This is a genomic window from Burkholderia sp. AU16482, from assembly GCF_002223285.1.
GTDB classification, from domain to species: domain Bacteria; phylum Pseudomonadota; class Gammaproteobacteria; order Burkholderiales; family Burkholderiaceae; genus Burkholderia; species Burkholderia semiarida.
Map to the genome: position 1 here is coordinate 1,782,852 of NZ_NKEY01000003.1, position 19,305 is coordinate 1,802,156.

Below are 19,305 nucleotides of genomic sequence, written 5' to 3' on the forward strand. Positions count from 1 at the left end.
AAAGAGGGAGAAGTCGGATGCGCGCAACGGCGGCGACACGGGCGGCCCGAAGCCGCCCGGCGTCAGAGCCAGCGCTCCCAGACCGGCGTCAGGTCGGGCGGCAGCGGCGGCAGGCTGCCGAGCTCGATGCGGCCCTCGCCCGGCGCATGGAAATCCGAGCCGCGCGATACTTCGAAGCCGAAGCGGCGCGCGACGTCCGCGTATTCGCGGTACTGGTCGGGCGTGTGGCTGCCCGTGATGACCTCGATCGCGCGGCCGCCGAGATCGATGAACTCGCCGAAGAACGCGTCGAATTCGACCGGCGTATAGCGATAGCGGCCCGGATGCGCGACCACCGCTTCGCCGCCTGCCGCGCGGATCCAGCCGACCGCGTCGGACAGCGACGCCCAGCGATGCGGGACGAAGCCGGGCTTGCCGTCGCCCAGCAGGCGGTCGAACACGTCGGACGTCGACTCGGCATGGCCGTTTTCGACGAGAAAGCGGGCGAAGTGCGTGCGCGAGATCAGGTCGGGATTGGACACGTATTTCAGCGCGCCTTCGTAGGCGCCGGGAATGCCGAGCGTCGCGAGCTGCTCCGCGATCGCCAGCGCGCGCGCCGCGCGGCCGTGGCGCGTGCGGTACAGGCCGTCGACCAGCGCCGGATGGGCGGGATCGATGTTCAGACCGACGATGTGCACGGTGCGCGACGCCCACGTGACCGAAATCTCGACGCCGCTCAGGTAGCGCATGCCGAGCGCTTCCGCCTCGCTGCGCGCCGCCGCCTGGCCGCCGATCTCGTCGTGGTCGGTCAGCGCCCACAGGGTCACGCCGCCCGCATGCGCGCGGCGCGCGACGTCGGCAGGCGACAGCAACCCGTCGGAAACATTGGAATGGCAGTGGAGATCGGCGTTCATTATCAGCATCGCAGGTAAGGCCTCATTCTACTGCAACGCCGCAATTGCGCCGCCCGCGTGCCCTGCCGCCGGCGCCACGCGCCTATGCGCAGAACGCCTCGATCAGCGCCGCGATCTGCTCGGGCTGGTCGTGATGCACCATGTGGCCGGCATCCTCGACGAGCTTCTCGCGCCAGTCGGGGAATGCATTGAAGCGCGCCTTGAATTCGGGCAACGGGATGTCGCCGGCAAGGTGCGCAAGCGTCGGCGAATTGACGGCCTCGACGTGCAGCACCTTCGCACGCACCTGCTTCCAGATGGCCATGACTTCGTCGAGCCGGTACAGCAGCGGGCCCGGCATCTTGTGCGCCGGGTCCGCCAGCAGATGGTAGAGGCCGTCGTCGCCGCGTTTCGACCAGTGGGCGGCCAGAAACGCGGCGCGGCGCGGGTCGAGCCGCGGATTGGTCTTGATCAGGCGCGCCGCCACGTCGTCGAGCGATGCGTACGGCCGCAGCGCGGGCGGCTCGCGCAGTTCGTCGAGCCAGCCGCGCAGCCGGCGCGGCGCCTGGTCGGCTCGCGCCGGCGCGAGCCCGAAACCTTCGAGGTCGACGACGCGCCGCACGCGTTCCGGCCGCGCGCCGGCATACAGGCACACGACGTTCGCGCCCATGCTGTGTCCGACCAGGTTGATCTCGCCGGTCGGTGCGTAGCGGTCGACGAGCGCATCGAGGTCGCCCAGGTATTCGTGGAACCAGTAGTGACCGCCGCCCTGCCTCGCGACCGGCCAGTCGGACAGCCCGAAGCCGCGCGCGTCGGGCGCGATCACCTGCCAGTCGCCGGCGAGCGCATCGACGACGAACTGGAACGACGCCGCGACGTCCATCCAGCCGTGCAACATGAACAGCGTCGGCGCGTCGGGCCGGCCCCAGCGCCGCACATGCAGCCGGACGCCGCGCACCGTGACGAAATCGGAAACAGAACTCGAGGCACTCATCGCAGCCGCCAAAAAAAAGAATGGTCGTTCGATTATAGCGGCGACGCCCCGGTTCCGGCGGCCGGCAATCGAGGTGCCGCTCTAGCGGCGAGGTCGTTCGAGGGCCGGCCGGCAGACACCATCGGCGAGACGCGCGAGCCGGCCCACGACCACCCGGACGCGGCCGAACGCGATCCGGCTAATGCGCGGTGCGCCCGTCCGCCGCGTCCTGCGCGGCCAGTTCGTCGAGTTCGGCCTGCTCGAAGCCGGCATCGCGCCGCGCATCGAAATTGAACGGGCCACGCAGCCGCGGCGCGTGGTACTGCTCGGCGAGCTGCCGATAGGTCGGCACGGGGTCGCGCCCGGCTGCGTCGCACAGATGGCGGAACCAGCGGTTGCCGATCGCGACATGGCCGATTTCGTCGCGCAGAATCACGTCGAGGATCGCGGCCGACGCATCGTCGCCCGCCTGCACGAGCCGCGCGCGGATCGGCGGCGACGCGTCGAGCCCGCGGGCCTCGAGCGTGCGCGGCACGAGCGCCATGCGCGCCAGCACGTCGCCCTTGGTCCGCTCGCACATCTCCCACAGCCCGTTGTGCGCGGGAAAATCGCCGTATGCATGCCCGAATGCCGCGAGACGATCGGACAGCAGCGTGAAGTGATAGGCCTCCTCGGCCGCGACCTTCAGCCAGTCCTCGTAGAACGCGTCGGGCATGCCCGCGAAGCGCCAGACCGCGTCGAGCGCCAGGTTGATCGCATTGAACTCGATATGGGCGAGCGCGTGCAGCAGCACGGCGCGCCCTTCGGGCGATCGCATGCTGCGCCGCTGCAACTCGCGCGGCTCGACGAGCGGCGGCCGCGCCGGGCGCCCGGGCAGATCGGCCGGTTCGCGCAGTTGAAGCAACGGCACGATCGCGGCCTGCCCGGCCCGCAGCGCATCGTGCAGCGCGCGTACCTGCGCGGCTTTCGCCGCCGGCTCGGCAGCTCGCAGCGCATCGAGCGCCACGCTGCGCACGCAGGCGGGCGCCGTGCCGAAAGAAGAAGACGCGATGCTCATAAACAGGGACACCTTGCGTACGCGGCGTGGGAGCACAGGCACGCGACGGTTTACAATATGCGTTTGTTCCGCGGCGCCAGGCGCCGGGCAAACCGGACGCGCCATTCTACCGGCGCCCGTCATCGAAGATCACCAAGGAGACTCCGTGACGATCTACAAGCTGGGCGATACGGCCCCGACGATCCACGAAAGCGTATTCGTCGCCGATACGGCGGCCATCATCGGCAAGGTCGTGCTCGAGGAAAACGCGAGCGTATGGTTCGGCGCGACGATTCGCGGCGACAACGAGACGATTGCGGTCGGCGCCGGCAGCAACGTCCAGGAAGGCGCGGTTTTGCATACCGACCCGGGCTTTCCGCTGACGATCGCCGAGAACGTGACGATCGGGCACCAGGCGATGCTGCATGGCTGCACGATCGGCGAAGGTTCGCTGATCGGGATTCAGGCGGTGGTCTTGAATGGCGCGGTCATCGGCCGCAACTGTCTGGTTGGTGCCGGCGCGGTCGTGACGGAAGGCAAGACGTTCCCGGACAACTCGCTGATTCTCGGCGCACCGGCGAAAGTCGTGCGCGAGCTGTCGGCCGAAGACATCGCGCGGCTGCGCGCAAACGCGAAGACGTATGTCGAGCGGCGCGCGCATTTCAAGGAGCAACTCGTGCGGATCGGGTGATTCGCACGGATTTCAAGGAAGAAGAGTGAGCGACCAGTTACAGAAATTCATGTTCAATGCGGCGCCCGTGCGCGGCGAGATCGTTTCGCTGCGCAACACGTGGCAGGAGGTGCTCGCCCGCCGCGACTACCCTGCCCCCGTGCGCACGGTGCTCGGCGAGATGATGGCCGCGTGCGCGCTGCTGTCGGCGAACCTGAAATTTCACGGCACCCTGATCATGCAGATCTTCGGCGACGGGCCGGTCCAGATGCTGGTCGTCCAGTGCGGGTCCGATCTGTCGATGCGTGCGACCGCGAAGTTCTCGGGTGACGCCGCGCAGACGATCGGCGACGACACGCGCTTCGCGTCGCTCGTCAACGCGAGCGGCCACGGCCGCTGCGTGATCACGCTCGACCCGGCCGACAAGCTGCCGGGTCAGCAGCCGTATCAGGGCATCGTGCCGCTGAACGGCGTCGACGGCCCGCTCGAATCGGTGTCGCAAGTGCTCGAGCAGTACATGCGCCACTCGGAACAGCTCGACACGCGGCTGTGGCTCGCCGCCGATCGCGACCGCGCGGTCGGCATGCTGCTGCAGAAGCTGCCGGGCGACGGCGGCATCGTGCCGCGCAACGCCGAAACCGATATCGACACGTGGGAACGCGTGTGCACCCTCGGCGGCACGCTGTCCGCGAAGGAACTGCTGGAGGTCGAACCGGAAGTGGTGTTCCGGCGGCTGTTCTGGCAGGAAAACGTCCAGCACTTCGAACCGGCCGGCACGCGCTTCCAGTGCTCGTGTTCGCGCGAGAAGGTCGGTGCGATGCTGCGCATGCTCGGTCGTGAAGAAGTCGACAGCGTGATCGTCGAGCGCGGCCACGTCGAGATCCACTGCGAATTCTGCAACCAGCGCTATGAATTCGATCCGGTCGACGTCGCGCAACTGTTCGCGGCGCCCGGTGTCGAAACCGGTATCGCGCCCGCGACCGACCAGCGTCACTGAGCCGCGCGTGGGCCGAGCGCCCGTGCCCGCCACCGGCGCGGCACGGGCGCATAATGACGCACGAGCGCCGCATGCGCGGCTCAGGCGCCGGAGGTTCGGCCTTCGGCACAAGCCGCTTTCCACGGTCGGCGCACCGCAGGAGAAACACATGAATCGCCGCCCCTTTTGCGCCATCCGCACCATCGTCCTGACGAGCATGGCCGCCGGCACGCTCGCGCTTGCCGGCTGCGCGATGCCGCCGCCGACTTCCACGATCCTGAGCCGCCTGCCCGAACCGGGCGCGTCGGGTGGTCAGCCGCCCGTGCTGTCGAGCGCCGAACGCAAGCGCTACGACGAGATCGATCGGCAAGTCCTGCGCGAGCAGAACAGCGCGATGGCGGCGGAAGCGGCCGCGCGCGCGTGGGCTTATTACTCGCCGCCGCCCGTGACGGTCTACGGCGGATATTACGGCGGCGGATGGGGCAATCGCTGGGGCTCGGGCATCAGCTACGGCTACCCGGGCTGGTGGTGGTGAGCAGGCATCGCCCGATCGATTGACGACTGGCAGGAAATAAAAAAGCGCGGCATTTCCCGCGCTTTTTCAATGGGTTCGAGGTATCGCGCTCAGTGATGCGCGGCCTTGCCCTTGTCGCCGCCATGATGCCGCGACGGCTTCGCGATCGACTGCGGATTCGGCACGACCCGCACGGGCGCCGCCGAGACGGTACCGCGCGTCGACGTATTCGCCGGCGTGTTGTTCGTCGGCCCCGCAGGCGCATTCGGCGATACGAACTGCACGAATACTTCGCCGTCCTTGACCATGCCCATCTCGTAGCGTGCACGCTCCTCGATCGCCGCGGTGCCGCTCTGCAGATCCTGCACTTCGCCGGCGGTGCGCTCGTTGCGCAGCTTCTCGTCCGCGTTCTTCCGGAGCTGGTCGTCGAGCTGCTGACGCAATTCATGCACCCGCAGCCAGCCGCCGTGTCCCCACCATAGGGGGTACTGAATGAGCGCCAGCAAGGCAATCAGGACGACAGTGACAAGCCGCATGTAAGAGACGCAGATATAAGAAGCGCCGCTCCGCGCACAGGCACAGAGCGGCGTCGAGATGACGAACCCGATAGTAGCGCGTTAGCGCAGGTTATAGAAAGCCGATTTACCCGGGTAGCTCGCGATGTCGCCGAGGTCTTCCTCGATGCGCAGCAGCTGGTTGTACTTCGAGATACGGTCGCTGCGCGACAGCGAACCCGTCTTGATCTGGCCGGCATTCAGGCCGACCGCGATGTCCGCGATCGTCGAATCTTCGGTTTCGCCCGAGCGGTGCGAGATCACGGCCGTGTAGCCCGCGCGCTTCGCCATTTCGATCGCCGCGAACGTTTCGGTCAGCGTACCAATCTGGTTGATCTTGATCAGGATCGAGTTCGCGATGCCCTTCTCGATGCCTTCCTTCAGGATGCGCGTGTTCGTGACGAAGAGATCGTCGCCAACGAGCTGCACCTTCTTGCCGAGGCGGTCGGTCAGCAGCTTCCAGCCGTCCCAGTCGCTTTCGTGCATGCCGTCCTCGATCGACACGATCGGGAACTTGTCGGCGAGCGTCGCGAGGTAGTCGGTGAATTCGGCCGACGACAGTTGCAGGCCTTCGCCCGCGAGCTGGTACTTGCCGTCGTGGTAGAACTCGGATGCCGCGCAGTCGAGCGCGAGCAGCACGTCTTCGCCCGCACGGTAGCCGGCCTTCTCGATCGCCTGCAGGATCGTCGACAGGCACTCGTCGTTGCTGCCGAAGTTCGGCGCGAAACCGCCTTCGTCGCCGACCGCCGTGCTCATGCCGCGGTCGCTGAGGATCTTCTTCAGCGCGTGGAACACTTCGGCGCCGCAACGCAGCGCTTCACGGAACGTCGGCTGGCTGACCGGGACGATCATGAATTCCTGGATGTCCAGGCTGTTGTTCGCGTGCGCGCCGCCGTTGACGATGTTCATCATCGGCACCGGCAGTTGCATCGCGCCCGAGCCACCGAAGTAGCGGTACAGCGGCAGGCCGGCCTCTTCGGCGGCGGCCTTCGCGACGGCCATCGACACGGCCAGCATCGCGTTCGCGCCGAGGCGCGACTTGTTGTCGGTGCCGTCCAGCTCGAGCAGCGTCTTGTCGAGGAACGCCTGTTCCGACGCGTCGAGGCCCATGATGGCTTCGGAGATTTCGGTGTTGATGTGCTCGACCGCCTTCAGCACGCCCTTGCCGTTGTAGCGGCCGGCTTCGCCGTCGCGCAGCTCGATCGCTTCACGCGAGCCGGTGGACGCGCCCGACGGCACCGCCGCGCGGCCCATCGTGCCCGATTCGAGCAGCACGTCGCATTCGACGGTGGGGTTGCCGCGCGAATCCAGAATCTCGCGGCCGATGATATCTACGATTGCACTCATGGGTTTCCTCTGAGAATGACGATGGATTCTTCAAACTGCGACGGCGTGCGTGCCGGAACCGCTTTCGCTACAGACGCGCGAAGCCGTCGCAAGGTTCATTCGATCTTTAATTGAAATCGTTTTCCAGGAACGGATTGCGCTTCACCGCCTGGTCGAGCGTGACGAGGGTCTCCAGCAGCGCGCTCATCCGGTTCAGCGGCACCGCGTTCGGGCCGTCCGATTTCGCCTCGGCCGGATTCGGGTGCGTTTCCATGAAGAGGCCCGCGACGCCCGTCGCGACCGCCGCACGGGCGAGCACCGGCACGAATTCGCGCTGGCCGCCCGAGCTCGTGCCCTGCCCGCCCGGCAACTGCACCGAGTGGGTCGCATCGAACACGACCGGCGCGTTCGTCTCGCGCATGATCGCGAGCGAACGCATGTCCGACACGAGGTTGTTGTAGCCGAACGAGACGCCGCGCTCGCACGCCATGAAGCGGTCTTCCGACAGCCCGGCTTCACGCGCCGCGTCGCGCGCCTTGTCGATCACGTTCTTCATGTCGTGCGGCGCGAGGAACTGGCCCTTCTTGATGTTCACGGGCTTGCCCGAGCGCGCGCACGCATGGATGAAATCGGTCTGGCGGCACAGGAACGCCGGCGTCTGCAGCACGTCGACGACCGACGCGACCTGCTCGATCTCGTCGATCGAATGCACGTCGGTCAGCACCGGCAGGCCGAGCTGGCGCTTCACCTCGCCGAGGATCCGCAGCCCCTCGTCCATTCCGAGACCGCGAAACGACTTGCCCGAGCTGCGGTTCGCCTTGTCGTAGGACGACTTGTAGATGAACGGAACGTTCAGCTTCTCGCAGATTTCCTTCAGGCGGCCGGCCGTGTCGATCGTCATTTGCTCCGATTCGACGACGCAGGTACCCGCGATCAGGAAGAACGGTTGATCGAGACCGACCTCGAAATCGCACAGCTTCATGCTTGCACTCCGCGCGCTTGCTTGTTGGCGAGCGCGGCTTCGACGAACGACTTGAACAGCGGATGACCGTCACGCGGCGTGGACGTGAATTCCGGGTGGAACTGGACGCCGACGAACCACGGGTGCATCGAACGCGGCAGCTCCATCATCTCCGGCAGATCCTCGCTCGGGGTACGGGCGCTGATGATAAGGCCGCCGGCTTCGAGCTGGGGCACGAAGCGGTTATTGACTTCATAACGGTGGCGATGGCGCTCGTTCACGTCCTTGCCGTAGATTTCCTCGGCCATCGTGCCCGGCTTGATCGGGCAGCGCTGCGAACCCAGACGCATCGTGCCGCCGAGGTCGGATTCCTCGGTGCGCGTCTCGACCTTGCCTTCGCGGTCGTACCATTCGGTGATCAGCGCGACCACGCGCTCGGGCGTGTCCGGATCGAATTCCGTGCTGTTCGCCTGCTTCAGGCCGACGACGTCGCGCGCGAATTCGATCACCGCGAGCTGCATGCCGAGACAGATGCCGAGATACGGCACCTTCGACTCGCGCGCGTAGCGAACCGCGGCGATCTTGCCTTCCGTGCCGCGACGGCCGAAACCGCCCGGCACCAGCACGGCGTCGAGATGCTTGAGGCTGTCGACGCCGTTCGTCTCGAGCTCTTCCGAGTCGATGTATTCGATGTTGACCTTGGTCGACGTGTGGATCGACGCATGGCGCAGCGCCTCGATCAGCGACTTGTACGACTCGGTCAGGTCGACGTACTTGCCGACCATGCCGATCGTCACTTCGTGCTCCGGGTTTTCGAGCTTCTCGACGAGCGTCGACCACATGCTCAGGTCGGCGTCCTTCGGCGACAGCTTCAGCTCCTCGCAGATGATCCGGTCGAGGCCCTGGTCGTGCAGCATCTGCGGAATCTTGTAGATGCTGTCGGCGTCCCACACCGAGATCACGGCGTCTTCCGGCACGTTCGAGAACATCGAGATCTTCTTCGATTCGTCGTCGGGAATGCGGCGGTCGGCACGGCACAGCAGCACGTGCGGCAGGATGCCGATCTCGCGCAGCTTCTGCACGCTGTGCTGGGTCGGCTTCGTCTTCAGCTCGCCGGCCGTCGCGACGTACGGCACGAGCGTCAGGTGCACGAAGCACGCGCTGTTGCGGCCGAGGCGCAGGCTCATCTGGCGTGCGGCCTCGAGGAACGGCAGCGACTCGATGTCGCCGACCGTGCCGCCGATCTCGACGATCGCGACGTCCGGCTCGCCGCAGGTGGCCGATGCCGCCCCGCGCTCGATGAACGCCTGGATTTCGTTCGTGATGTGCGGAATGACCTGCACGGTCTTGCCGAGATAGTCGCCGCGGCGCTCCTTGCGGATCACCGATTCGTAGATCTGGCCGGTCGTGAAGTTGTTGGCCTTGCGCATCTTCGTGCTGATGAAGCGCTCATAGTGGCCGAGGTCGAGGTCGGTCTCCGCTCCGTCTTCCGTCACGAACACTTCGCCGTGCTGGAACGGGCTCATCGTGCCGGGGTCGACGTTGATGTAGGGATCGAGCTTGAGGAGGGTGACTTTCAGACCGCGCGATTCGAGGATCGCGGCGAGAGAGGCGGCGGCAATACCCTTGCCGAGGGAAGAAACTACGCCGCCGGTGACGAAAACATATTTGGTCATCGCTGGATGCTCGCGGGAAAAACGGATTATACCGTAAAGCCCGCCCTTTTCTCAGCAATTGACGCGATGATCGCGCCCTTTCGTACCGCCCCGCGCGGCGGTGCGCGCCGGCGCGAACCGGCCGGCCGGTCGGCGCCACGCGCATGCGCCGGCGGGCGCTCGGCGCACGGGACGAAACGTCAGGCGCGCCTCGCGAGCGGCGCGCCGGCCTGCGAAATGCCGCCCGAAACGCCGCCCTCTTCCGCCTTCAGCGAATTCAGCATCCGCTGCAATGCGCGGGCGGTCTCGATCGGCCGCTCCATCGGGAACAGGTGACTGCCTTCCAGCCATTCGATGCGCCCGCGCGTCGCACGGCGCGTCGCGTCGAGCCCGACCTGCCGCACCTCGCGCGAGCGCGTGCCGGCGAGAAAGCCGAGCGGCACCGGCGCGCCGTGCGCGAGCCGCGGGCCGAGCGTGTGCGGCAGCGTCCGGTAGATCAGGTATTCGACCTGCCGGTCGAACGCGAGCGCGCGTGCGCCGTCGGGGCCGGCCTGCGGGATGCCGTAGTCGATATAGTCGGCGAGCATCCGTTCGTCCCAGCGCGCGAACGCGGGCTTCTCGCGGAAGTGCCGCCAGACTTCGTCGCGGCTCATCCAGCGCGTGCGCCGGTTGCGCGTCGCCGCGGCGGGCGACAGCCGCTCGTCGAGCCCCGCCCACTGGCTCGCGCGCAACGCGCCGGCACGCCAGCCCGCGATGATCGGCGAATCGATCATCACGACGCCGCGCACCCACTGCGGCTTCTTCAGCGCGGCCATCAGCGACAGGTAGCCGCCGAGCGAATGGCCGACGAGCCAGACCGGGCGCTCGTAGCGGCTGCCGATATCGTCGAGCAGTTGTTCGACGAGATGCGGCCAGTCGCGCGTCACCGGGTAGCGGCGGTCGTGGCCGATCCGTTCGATGTAGCGCAGCTCGTAGTCGTCGGCGAGTTCGGCGAAGATCGTCCGGTACGTCGACGCCGGGAAGCCGTTCGCGTGCGAGAAGTGGAGGATGTCCTTCAAATGCCGGTGTCTCCTTTGTCGACGAGAGTTAGCGCTTTAGCGCTTACTCTCGTCCCATGCTTCGCGGTCGACGAGAGTTAGCGCTTTAGCGCCTACTCTCGTCCCATGCTTCGCGGTCGACGGGAGGGGGTGCGTCAGCGCTTGTGCCATTCCCATGCGTCATATTTCTGTCGGAACCGGGCTTCGGCACGGCACGCCGGCCGTCGCCACGCTTACCGGTCCATCCAGTACCGGCGCCGTTCGTCGCGATAGCGCGCGAATGCGAACCCGCCGCCGGCCGGCGCGACGTCGAACCGCACGGCGCCGTCGCGATCGGTGCGCGGCAGCGGAATCCCGCGCGCCTCGTAGCGGGCGAGCACGGTCCGGTGCGGATGCCCGAAACGATTGCGATAGCCTACAGGAAATACCGCGACGCGCGGCCCGACCGAATCGAGGAAAGGCTCGACCGACGACGTGCGGCTGCCGTGATGCGGAACGACCAGGATCTGCGCGGGCAGCGCATCGCGCGCATCGGCCACCAGCCGGCGCTCGGCGGCCGCCTCGATGTCGCCCGTCAACAGGGCCGACGTGCCGCCCGCGTCGATGCGCAGCACGCACGATTGCCCGTTCGACGAACCCGTGCCCACCCCGTCCGGCGGCCACAGCATCGTAAAGACGACACCGTCCCAGGTCCAGCGCTGCCCGGCCGCGCAAGGCAGCCGATCGGCCACGCCGGCCGCCTGCGCCTCGCGCCACAACCGGTGCCGCGGCGCAATGCCGGCCAGCAGCTGGCGCACGTCGGTCGCCGCATAGACGGCCGAAGCACCGCCTGCATGATCGGCATCCGCATGACTGAGCACGAGCGAATCGATCGCCGCGATGCCGCGCGCCCGCAACGCCGGCGCGACGATCCGCGTACCGGCATGCGTCGATTCCGCGCCGGGCCCCGCATCGAACAGCAAGGTCCGCCGCGCGGTTTCGACCAGCACCGCCGCGCCCTGCCCGACGTCGAGCACGGTCAGCCGGAAGCCGCCCGCCGGCGGCGCGTCGGGCGCCGGCGCGACGAGCGGCAGCCACGTGAGCGGCGCCGCCCAGCGCAACGGCCAGCCGCGCGGCATCAGCGCCCAGGCGACGCCCACGCATGCCAGCGCCAGTACCGGCCACTCGGGCATGCGCAGCCACAGCACGCCGGCCGGCCAGTCGGCCAAGTGCCCGAGCAGCGTCATCATCGGTGCGAGCGCCGTATGGGCGAGCATGAACGCACCGGCATCGAACGGCGCCGGCAACGCGATGCCGGCCAGCACGACGGGCGTGACGACCGAGCTGACCCACGGAATCGCGAACGCATTGCCGAACGGGCCCGACAGGGAAACCTGAGCGAACCATGCGGCGGTGAGCGGCGCGAGACCGATCGTCACCGCGTACTGCACGCGCGTGGCCTCGGCGATGCGGCGCCGGCAGCGCGTCGCCCACCCGCGCAATCGCCTCCGCAAGCCGGCCGTGCGGCTTTCCGCGCCCGTTTCGTCGTTCTCGTCGATCCCGTCGTTCTCATCGAGTTCGCGCACCGCGCGCCAGCCGGCGACGGCCTGCAGGATCACGGCGACCGCGCCGAACGACAGCCAGAATCCGGCCGACAGCACGGCCCACGGATCGGCGAGCAGCACGCCGCCGAGCGCCGCGCACAGCACCGCGGAGGTCGGCACACTGCGGCCGGCCAGATACGCGACGCCGCCGCCCGCGATCATCCACCACGCGCGCTGTGCCGGCACGTTGAAGCCGGCGAGCGCGGCGTAGCCCGCAGCAGCGACCAGCGCGGCAAGCGCGGCCGCGTACGGCGCCGGCAACACGAGCGTCGCGGCCCGCGCGCGCCAGCGCATGCGGCGCCAGACCATCGACACGAGCCAGCCGGCGATCGCGCCGACCAGCCCGACATGGAGACCCGAAATCGCGACCAGATGGCTCGTGCCCGTATTGCGCAGCACGCGCCAGTCGTCGTCGCCGATGCCCGACTGGTCGCCGATCGCCAGCGCGGCGACGATGCCGCGGTGCGCCGCATCGGTGCCGAGCACCTCGCCGATGCGTGCCCGCAGCGCGTCGCGCACCCGGTCGATCGATGCACGCCATCCCGCCGCGCGCGCATCGAGCAATACGGCCCGACGCGGCGCACTGACATAGCCGATCGCGCGAATGCCCGCCGCGAGCCACGCCGCCTCGCTGTCGCGCACGCCGGGATTGGCCTCGGCATGCGGACGCTTGAGACGCACGACGAAACGCCAGCGCTGGGCCGCCCGCAAATCGGGAAGCGCATCGCGTGTCGCGGGTGCGCCGTATGCGCGCCACGACAAGCGGATCAATGGCGGAAAACGGGCGAGCCCCGCATCGTTCGATTCGACCGCGAACAGCAGCCGCGCCCCCGTCTCGTCGACGACCGGCAATCCGCGGATCACACCCGTGACGACGATGTCGCGCCCTTCCCACTCCGGCGGGAGGCTGTCGCCGAGCCGCCACTCGGCCCGCGCGGCCGCATAGCCGAACCCCGCGACGCAGGCCGCGAACACACACAGCATCCAGCCGCATGCCACGACCGCACGCGTGCGCCGTCGACGCATGCACCACGCGCCCAGCGCCGCGCAGCCCGCGAGCACGGCTGCTCCGACCGTCCATGCGATCGCCCCCGGCAACGCCGCCTGCCGCTGCAGCACGACGACGCCGAGCGCGAACGCGATCCACCACACGCGCATTCCGCCTCCTCGTCGACCCGGCGCCAGCCCTGCCCGGGCGGCGCCTTCCGGCAACGATTATGCGGACGAAAGTGCGAGTCGCGGCAGCGCGGCGAGCGCGTTAGCCGAAGTGCATACGGCCAGTTCGCCAGTATCGAGCCCGCGCAATTCGGCGAGCACGCCGCCGATGCGCGGCACCTGGTCGGGTGTGTTGCGGGATTTGTATGCCCATTCGGGCGCGATGTCGGGCGCGTCGGTTTCGACGACGAGCGCGTCGAGCGGCAACTCGGTGGCGAGCCGGCGGATCTGCCGCGCGCGCGTGAAGGTCACGTTGCCGCCGAAGCCGAGATGCAGGCCTTGCGCCAGATACGCTTCGGCCTGCTGGAAACTGCCGTTGAACGCATGCGCGATGCCGCGCCGCACGCCGAAACGGCGCAGCCCGGCCAGCACGCGGTCCTGCGACTTGCGCACGTGACACAGCACGGGCAAGTCGAGTTCCCGCGCGAGCCTGAGCTGGCCCTGGTAGAAGAACTGTTGGCGCTCTTCATCGAGACCCGGCACGAAATAGTCGAGCCCGATTTCGCCGATCGCGACGAAACGCGGATCGTCGAGACTCGCCTCGATCTCCATGCGCAGCCGGTCGAGATCGGCGTCGCGCGCCTGCGGCGTATACATCGGATGGATGCCGAGCGCATACGCCGCGCCGGGCGTGCGCTGCGCGAGTTCGCGCACCGTCGTGAAGTTGTCGCGCCCGATGCTCGGGATCACGATGCGCGACACGCCGGCCGCGCGCGCGGCGTGCGCGACCGCGTCGCGGTCGGCGTCGAATTCGGCGGCATCGAGATGGCAATGCGTGTCGATCCACATGGCAGCGGTCCTGCACCGTTGTATCGTGCCGGGGCGAACCCGGCACGGCCAATGGCGTGGCTTTTTTACACCGGCAGCGCCGGCTCCTCGTGCAACACGCCGTCGCGCAGCCGCATGATGCGGTCGCAGCGCGCGGCGAGATCGGGGTCGTGCGTGACGATCACGAAACTCGTTTCGAGCGTCTCGGACAGTTCGAGCATCAGGTTGAACACCGTGTCGGCCGTCGTGCCGTCGAGGTTGCCGGTCGGCTCGTCGGCGAGCACGCACGCGGGCTTCGTGACCAACGCACGCGCGATCGCGACGCGCTGCCGTTCGCCGCCCGACAATTCGCCCGGCCGGTGCTTCGCACGCGGGCCGAGACCGACGCGTTCGAGCATCGCCTGTGCCTGCCCGCGTGCGTCCTCGGTCGTCATCCGGCGGATGCGCAGCGGCATCGCGACGTTGTCGAGCGCCGTGAACTCGGGCAGCAGGTGATGGAACTGGTAGACGAAGCCGAGCGCGCGGTTGCGCAGCTCGTTGCGCTCGCGCTCGGCGAGCTGCGTAAACGGCTTGCCGAGCAGCGACACTTCGCCGGCGCTCGGCTCGTCGAGCCCGCCCAGCACGTGCAGCAGCGTGCTCTTGCCGGAGCCCGACGCCCCGACGACCGCGAGCTTCTCGCCGCGCCGCACCGTCAGCTCGGTGTTGTTGAGCACCTGCACGTTGAAGCCGCCCTGCACGAACGCCTTCGTGATCCCGCGCGCCTGAAGCACGTATTCCTGCATACCTGCCGAATCCTGTCCGTTGTGTTGTTGTCGTGAATCCGCGAATGCGGCCGCGCGGTCATTCATAGCGGAGCGCCTCCGCCGGCTTCACCTTCGCGCCGCGCCAGCTTGGATAAAGCGTCGCGACGGCCGACAGCGCGAACGCGATCAGCCCGATCCGGATCACGTCGCTCGCGACGAGTTCGGACGGCAGCTCGCTGATGAAGTACACCGACGGCGGCAGGAACTGCACGCCGAACAGGTGCTCGATCATCGGAATCAGCCACGGGATGCTCCACGCGATCAGGCAGCCGAGCGCGACGCCGGACGCGGTGCCGACGAAGCCGATCGTCACGCCCTGCACGACGAAGATCTTCATGATCGACCCCGGCTGCGCGCCGAGCGTGCGCAGGATCGCGATGTCCGCCTGCTTGTTGGTCACCGTCATCACGAGCGACGACACGAGGTTGAACGCGGCCACCGCGATGATCAGCGTGAGGATGATGAACATCATCCGCTTCTCGATCTGCACGGCCGAGAACCACGTCTTGTTCTGCTGCGTCCAGTCGCGGATGTACAGGCTGCCCGACAGCGTATGCGACAGCTCGAGCGCGACCTGCGGCGCCTTCTGCATGTCGGTGAGCCGCAGCCGCACGCCGGTCGGCGCGCTCATCCGGAACAGCGCCTCGGCGTCGCGGATATTGATCATCGCGAGCGTGCTGTCGTATTCGTAGTGGCCGGACTCGAACACGCCGACGACCGTGAACTGCTTCAGGCGCGGCATCATGCCGGCCGGCGTGATCGAGCCTTCGGGCGCGACCAGCGTGATCTTGTCGCCGACCGTCACGCCGAGGTTGCCGGCGAGCGCGTCGCCGAGCACGATGCCGAACTGGCCGGGCACGAGCGCGGCCAGCCGCCCCGCCTTCATGTCCTTGCCGATGTCCGACACCTGCGGCTCGAGCGACGGCTCGACGCCGCGCAGCATCACCCCGCTCACCGCATCCTGGCGCGTGAGCAGCGCCTGCGCGTCGACGTACGGCGCCGCGCCGATCACCGACGGATTGCGGCGCGCTTCCTGCGCGGTCAGTTGCCAGTCGGGCATCGAACCCGTCGGCGAGAACACCTCGACGTGCGCGAGCACCGACAGCATGCGGTCGCGCACTTCCTTCTGGAAGCCGTTCATCACCGACAGCACGACGATCAGCGCCGCGACGCCGAGCGCGATCCCGAGCATCGACACGAGCGCGATGAAGGAAATGAAGCCGTTGCCGGTCGTGCGTTTGCCGGCGCGCGTGTAGCGCCAGCCGATCTGCCATTCGTACGGAAGTTTCAAGCGAATCCTTTCTGCTGGTTACGGCGGACAGGCGAACCGCGGCCGGACCGCCGCCGGGTAGTGGCCAGTAGCGGCCGGCAGCCCGGGCACGGTCGAAAAACGGCCGCCGGACGCGAACGGGCCGTCAGCCGGCCCGATCACGCGCGCAGTTTGCCATACAATGCGCACCATCATGCACGACCGACGCCTCCATTTTCTCGTTCCGTTCGCGCTGCCGTCGGCGGCCGATGCGGCCTCGTCCCTGCACACGCTGGACAGCCCCGCGCTTCAAAAGTTGCTCGCCCGCGCAAGCCTCGTCGAGCGCGTGGCCGGCGAGGACTTCCAGCGCACGCTGCCGCACGAGCGCTGGCTGGCAAGCCGGTTCGGCGCCACGCAGGGCAACGCCGCGGACGAGGCGCCGCTCGCGCCCTACATGCTGCTGGCCGACGGCGGCGACCCCGGCACGCACGCGTGGGCATGCGTCGAGCCCGTGCACGTCGAAATCGCGCACGATCACCTGGTGCTCGTCGATCCGGCCGCCCTCGCGCTCGACGACGGCGACGCGGCCGCGCTGCTCGCGGTCGCGCGGCCGCTGATCGAGGAGCTCGGCGTGCGGCTCGAAGCGCCGAACCCGGCGCGCTGGTACCTGTCGAGCGACCAGCTCGCGCGCCTCGCCGGCGCCGCGCCGCTGCGCGCCAGCGGCCGCAACATCGAGATCTGGCTGCCGCACGAGGCCCATACGGGCGAGCGCTCGCGGATGTGGATGAAACTGCAGAACGAAGTGCAGATGGCGTGGTTCCAGCATCCGGTCAACGAAGCCCGCGAGGCGCGCGGCCTGCCGGCCGTCAATTCGATCTGGTTCCATGCGCAGGGTACGCTGAAGCCGGTCGGCAAGCCGTTCGCGCGCGTGCTGTCCGCGTCGCCCGCCGCGCTCGGCCTCGCGCGCGCCGCGCAAACCGAAGCCGGCCGCCCGCCCGCGACGTTCGGCGCGCTGCCCGCCGCCGACGGCGCGACGCTCGTCGATCTGCCGGCGCTGACCACGCCGTTCATCGAGCAGGACTGGGCGCGGTGGCACGACGGCCTCGCCGCGCTCGAGCGCGACTGGTTCGCGCCGGCGCTCGCCGCGCTGCACAACGGCGAGCTGGCGAGCGTCGATTTCACGCTGTGCGGCGACACGAGCTCCGTGACGCTGCACGCGACGCGCGGCGACCTGCGCAAGTTCTGGCGCCGCCGCGCGCTCGCCTCCCTGTTCGAATAACCAGCCACCCCGTATGACCCGGATCGTTACCCGCCCCGTCGCGCCCGCCGACGCCGAAGTGCTCGCGCGCCACGGCCTGCACCCCGTCCTCGCGCGCCTGTACGCGTCGCGCGGCGTGCAGTCGCCCGCCGACATCGAGACCGCGCTCGCGCGCCTCGTTCCGCCCACCGAGCTGAAAGGCTGCGCCGATGCGGCGTCGCTGCTCGCCGACGCGATTGCCGACAAGCGGCGCCTGCTCGTCGTCGCCGACTACGACTGCGACGGCGCGACCGCCTGCGCGGTCGCGGTGCGCGGCCTGCGCATGTTCGGCGCGCAGATCGACTACCTGGTGCCGAACCGCTTCGAATACGGCTACGGCCTCACGCCGGAGATCGTCGAACTCGCGGCCGCGCGCAAGCCCGACCTGCTGATCACCGTTGACAACGGGATCGCGAGCGTCGCCGGCGTCGAAGCCGCGAACGCGCGCGGCATCGACGTGCTCGTGACCGACCACCACCTGCCCGGCGACGCGCTGCCCGCCGCGCGCGCGATCGTCAACCCGAACCAGCCCGGCTGCGCGTTCCCGAGCAAGCATCTCGCCGGCGTCGGCGTGATGTTCTACGTGCTGCTCGCGCTGCGCGCCGAGCTGCGCCGCCGCGGCGCGTTCGCGAGCAAGGAAGCCGAGCCGCGTCTCGACGGCCTGCTCGACCTCGTCGCGCTCGGCACCGTCGCCGACGTCGTGCGGCTCGACGGCAACAACCGCGTGCTCGTGGCGCAGGGCCTGCAGCGCATCCGCAACGGCCGCATGCAGCCAGGCGTCGCCGCGCTGTTCCGCGCCGCCGCGCGCGAAGCGCGCACCGCGTCGGGGTTCGATCTCGGCTTCGGCCTCGGTCCGCGCCTGAACGCGGCCGGCCGGCTGTCCGACATGTCGCTCGGCATCGAGTGCCTGATCACCGACGACATCGGCCGCGCGTGGGATCTCGCGCAGCAGCTCGACGTGATGAACCGCGAACGTCGCGAGATCGAGGCCGGCATGCAGCAGCAGGCGCTCGCCGATCTCGCCGACGTCGATCCGGCCGACGCGTGCACGATCACGCTGTTCAATCCCGCGTGGCACCAGGGCGTGATCGGCATCGTCGCCGGCCGGCTCAAGGAGAAATTCCACCGTCCGTCGTTCACGTTCGCGCACGCCGACGACGAAGGCCGGCGCGTCAAGGGTTCCGGTCGTTCGATCGCCGGCTTCCACCTGCGCGACGCGCTCGACCTCGTGTCGAAACGCGAACCGGACCTGATCGTCGCGTTCGGCGGCCATGCGATGGCGGCCGGCCTCACGCTCGACACCGAAAACGTGCCGCGCTTCGCGGCCGCGTTCGAGGCCGTCGCGCGCGAATGGTTGTCCGACGACGCGCTGGCCCGCGTGATCGAAACCGACGGCGAGCTCGAGGATGCGTACTTCACGCCGCAGTTCGTCGGCCTGCTGGACGAAGCCGTGTGGGGGCAAGGGTTTCCGGCCCCGCTTTTCTCGGGCGAATTCGACGTCGTGTCGCAATCGCTCGTGAAGGAAAAGCACCTGAAGCTGCAGCTCGCGCGCGGCCGCCAGCGCTTCAACGCGATCTGGTTCAACCATACCGACCCGCTGCCGGCGCGCGCGCTGGTCGCGTACCGGCTCGTCGCCGATACGTGGAACGGCGTCACCCGCGTGCAGCTGATCGTCGAACACGCGGCCGGCTGAGCCGGCGACCGTCCCGCGACGCGCCGCCGCACGCTCGCGCGCCGCGTTGGACGGGCCCTCCACGCATGCGCGAGCACCGTTTGCGTCACCGGGCAAGCTTGCCGATCGGCTATAATTCCGCTT

At 68.6% G+C, this 19,305-nt stretch carries 17 protein-coding genes; 5 read left to right on the top strand and 12 right to left on the bottom strand.

Annotated elements, in window-relative coordinates; all coding sequences use genetic code 11:
* Window positions 1-62 precede the first annotated feature (62 nt).
* From CFB35_RS10905 to CFB35_RS10915, 3 genes are all read right to left on the bottom strand, one after another.
* Window positions 63-893: a 3',5'-nucleoside bisphosphate phosphatase gene (locus tag CFB35_RS10905; protein WP_041492088.1), complete on the bottom strand. Its 831-nt coding sequence runs from the start codon at window positions 891-893 to the stop codon at window positions 63-65.
* A gap of 82 nt (window positions 894-975) precedes the next feature.
* Entirely contained in the window at window positions 976-1,866 is an 891-nt protein-coding gene (locus tag CFB35_RS10910) for an alpha/beta fold hydrolase (protein ID WP_059583355.1), read from the bottom strand.
* A 178-nt stretch (window positions 1,867-2,044) separates the two neighbouring features.
* Entirely contained in the window at window positions 2,045-2,902 is an 858-nt protein-coding gene (locus CFB35_RS10915) for a ferritin-like domain-containing protein (protein WP_059583353.1), read from the bottom strand.
* 145 nt (window positions 2,903-3,047) lie between these two features.
* On the opposite strand from CFB35_RS10915, the gene CFB35_RS10920 reads away from it, so the two are divergent.
* The 3 genes from CFB35_RS10920 to CFB35_RS10930 all read left to right on the top strand — a co-directional run bounded on the left by CFB35_RS10920 (window position 3,048) and on the right by CFB35_RS10930 (window position 5,062).
* The gene (locus CFB35_RS10920; protein ID WP_034183575.1) at window positions 3,048-3,572 is read left to right on the top strand and encodes a gamma carbonic anhydrase family protein; all 525 of its coding nucleotides are present in this window, start codon (window positions 3,048-3,050) and stop codon (window positions 3,570-3,572) included.
* Between the two features lie 25 nt (window positions 3,573-3,597).
* Window positions 3,598-4,548 (top strand): Hsp33 family molecular chaperone HslO, encoded by a 951-nt coding sequence (gene hslO / locus CFB35_RS10925; protein WP_059583351.1) that lies wholly within the window; start codon window positions 3,598-3,600, stop codon window positions 4,546-4,548.
* A 148-nt stretch (window positions 4,549-4,696) separates the two neighbouring features.
* Window positions 4,697-5,062: a hypothetical protein gene (locus CFB35_RS10930; protein ID WP_059583350.1), complete on the top strand. Its 366-nt coding sequence runs from the start codon at window positions 4,697-4,699 to the stop codon at window positions 5,060-5,062.
* Window positions 5,063-5,151: 89 nt separating this feature from the next.
* Here CFB35_RS10930 and ftsB read toward each other — a convergent pair whose 3' ends face one another.
* The 9 genes from ftsB to CFB35_RS10980 all read right to left on the bottom strand — a co-directional run bounded on the left by ftsB (window position 5,152) and on the right by CFB35_RS10980 (window position 16,234).
* Window positions 5,152-5,577 (bottom strand): cell division protein FtsB, encoded by a 426-nt coding sequence (ftsB, locus tag CFB35_RS10935; protein ID WP_059583348.1) that lies wholly within the window; start codon window positions 5,575-5,577, stop codon window positions 5,152-5,154.
* Between the two features lie 81 nt (window positions 5,578-5,658).
* Window positions 5,659-6,942: a phosphopyruvate hydratase gene (eno, locus tag CFB35_RS10940; protein ID WP_006478406.1), complete on the bottom strand. Its 1,284-nt coding sequence runs from the start codon at window positions 6,940-6,942 to the stop codon at window positions 5,659-5,661.
* 106 nt (window positions 6,943-7,048) lie between these two features.
* Complete coding sequence (kdsA, locus tag CFB35_RS10945; RefSeq protein ID WP_059583346.1) at window positions 7,049-7,903, bottom strand: 3-deoxy-8-phosphooctulonate synthase; 855 nt, start codon at window positions 7,901-7,903, stop codon at window positions 7,049-7,051.
* Complete coding sequence (locus CFB35_RS10950; protein WP_059583343.1) at window positions 7,900-9,558, bottom strand: CTP synthase; 1,659 nt, start codon at window positions 9,556-9,558, stop codon at window positions 7,900-7,902. Before CFB35_RS10950 ends, kdsA begins: the two co-directional genes overlap by 4 nt.
* A gap of 179 nt (window positions 9,559-9,737) precedes the next feature.
* Window positions 9,738-10,595 carry an alpha/beta fold hydrolase gene (locus tag CFB35_RS10960; RefSeq protein WP_059583341.1) on the bottom strand — a complete coding sequence of 286 codons (858 nt, stop codon included), beginning with the start codon at window positions 10,593-10,595 and terminating at the stop codon, window positions 9,738-9,740.
* Window positions 10,596-10,807: 212 nt separating this feature from the next.
* A complete protein-coding gene (locus CFB35_RS10965; protein ID WP_059583339.1) occupies window positions 10,808-13,315 on the bottom strand; it encodes a DNA internalization-related competence protein ComEC/Rec2 in 2,508 nt (835 codons plus the stop codon).
* 57 nt (window positions 13,316-13,372) lie between these two features.
* Complete coding sequence (locus tag CFB35_RS10970) at window positions 13,373-14,161, bottom strand: TatD family hydrolase (RefSeq protein ID WP_059583338.1); 789 nt, start codon at window positions 14,159-14,161, stop codon at window positions 13,373-13,375.
* Window positions 14,162-14,226: 65 nt separating this feature from the next.
* Window positions 14,227-14,922 carry a lipoprotein-releasing ABC transporter ATP-binding protein LolD gene (lolD, locus tag CFB35_RS10975; protein ID WP_059583336.1) on the bottom strand — a complete coding sequence of 232 codons (696 nt, stop codon included), beginning with the start codon at window positions 14,920-14,922 and terminating at the stop codon, window positions 14,227-14,229.
* A gap of 58 nt (window positions 14,923-14,980) precedes the next feature.
* Entirely contained in the window at window positions 14,981-16,234 is a 1,254-nt protein-coding gene (locus CFB35_RS10980) for a lipoprotein-releasing ABC transporter permease subunit (protein WP_059583334.1), read from the bottom strand.
* A 160-nt stretch (window positions 16,235-16,394) separates the two neighbouring features.
* On the opposite strand from CFB35_RS10980, the gene CFB35_RS10985 reads away from it, so the two are divergent.
* On the top strand, window positions 16,395-17,471 hold the full coding sequence (locus tag CFB35_RS10985; RefSeq protein ID WP_059583333.1) for a hypothetical protein: 1,077 nt from the start codon (window positions 16,395-16,397) through the stop codon (window positions 17,469-17,471).
* A 13-nt stretch (window positions 17,472-17,484) separates the two neighbouring features.
* The gene (gene recJ / locus CFB35_RS10990) at window positions 17,485-19,182 is read left to right on the top strand and encodes a single-stranded-DNA-specific exonuclease RecJ (protein WP_059583331.1); all 1,698 of its coding nucleotides are present in this window, start codon (window positions 17,485-17,487) and stop codon (window positions 19,180-19,182) included.
* Window positions 19,183-19,305 lie beyond the last annotated feature (123 nt).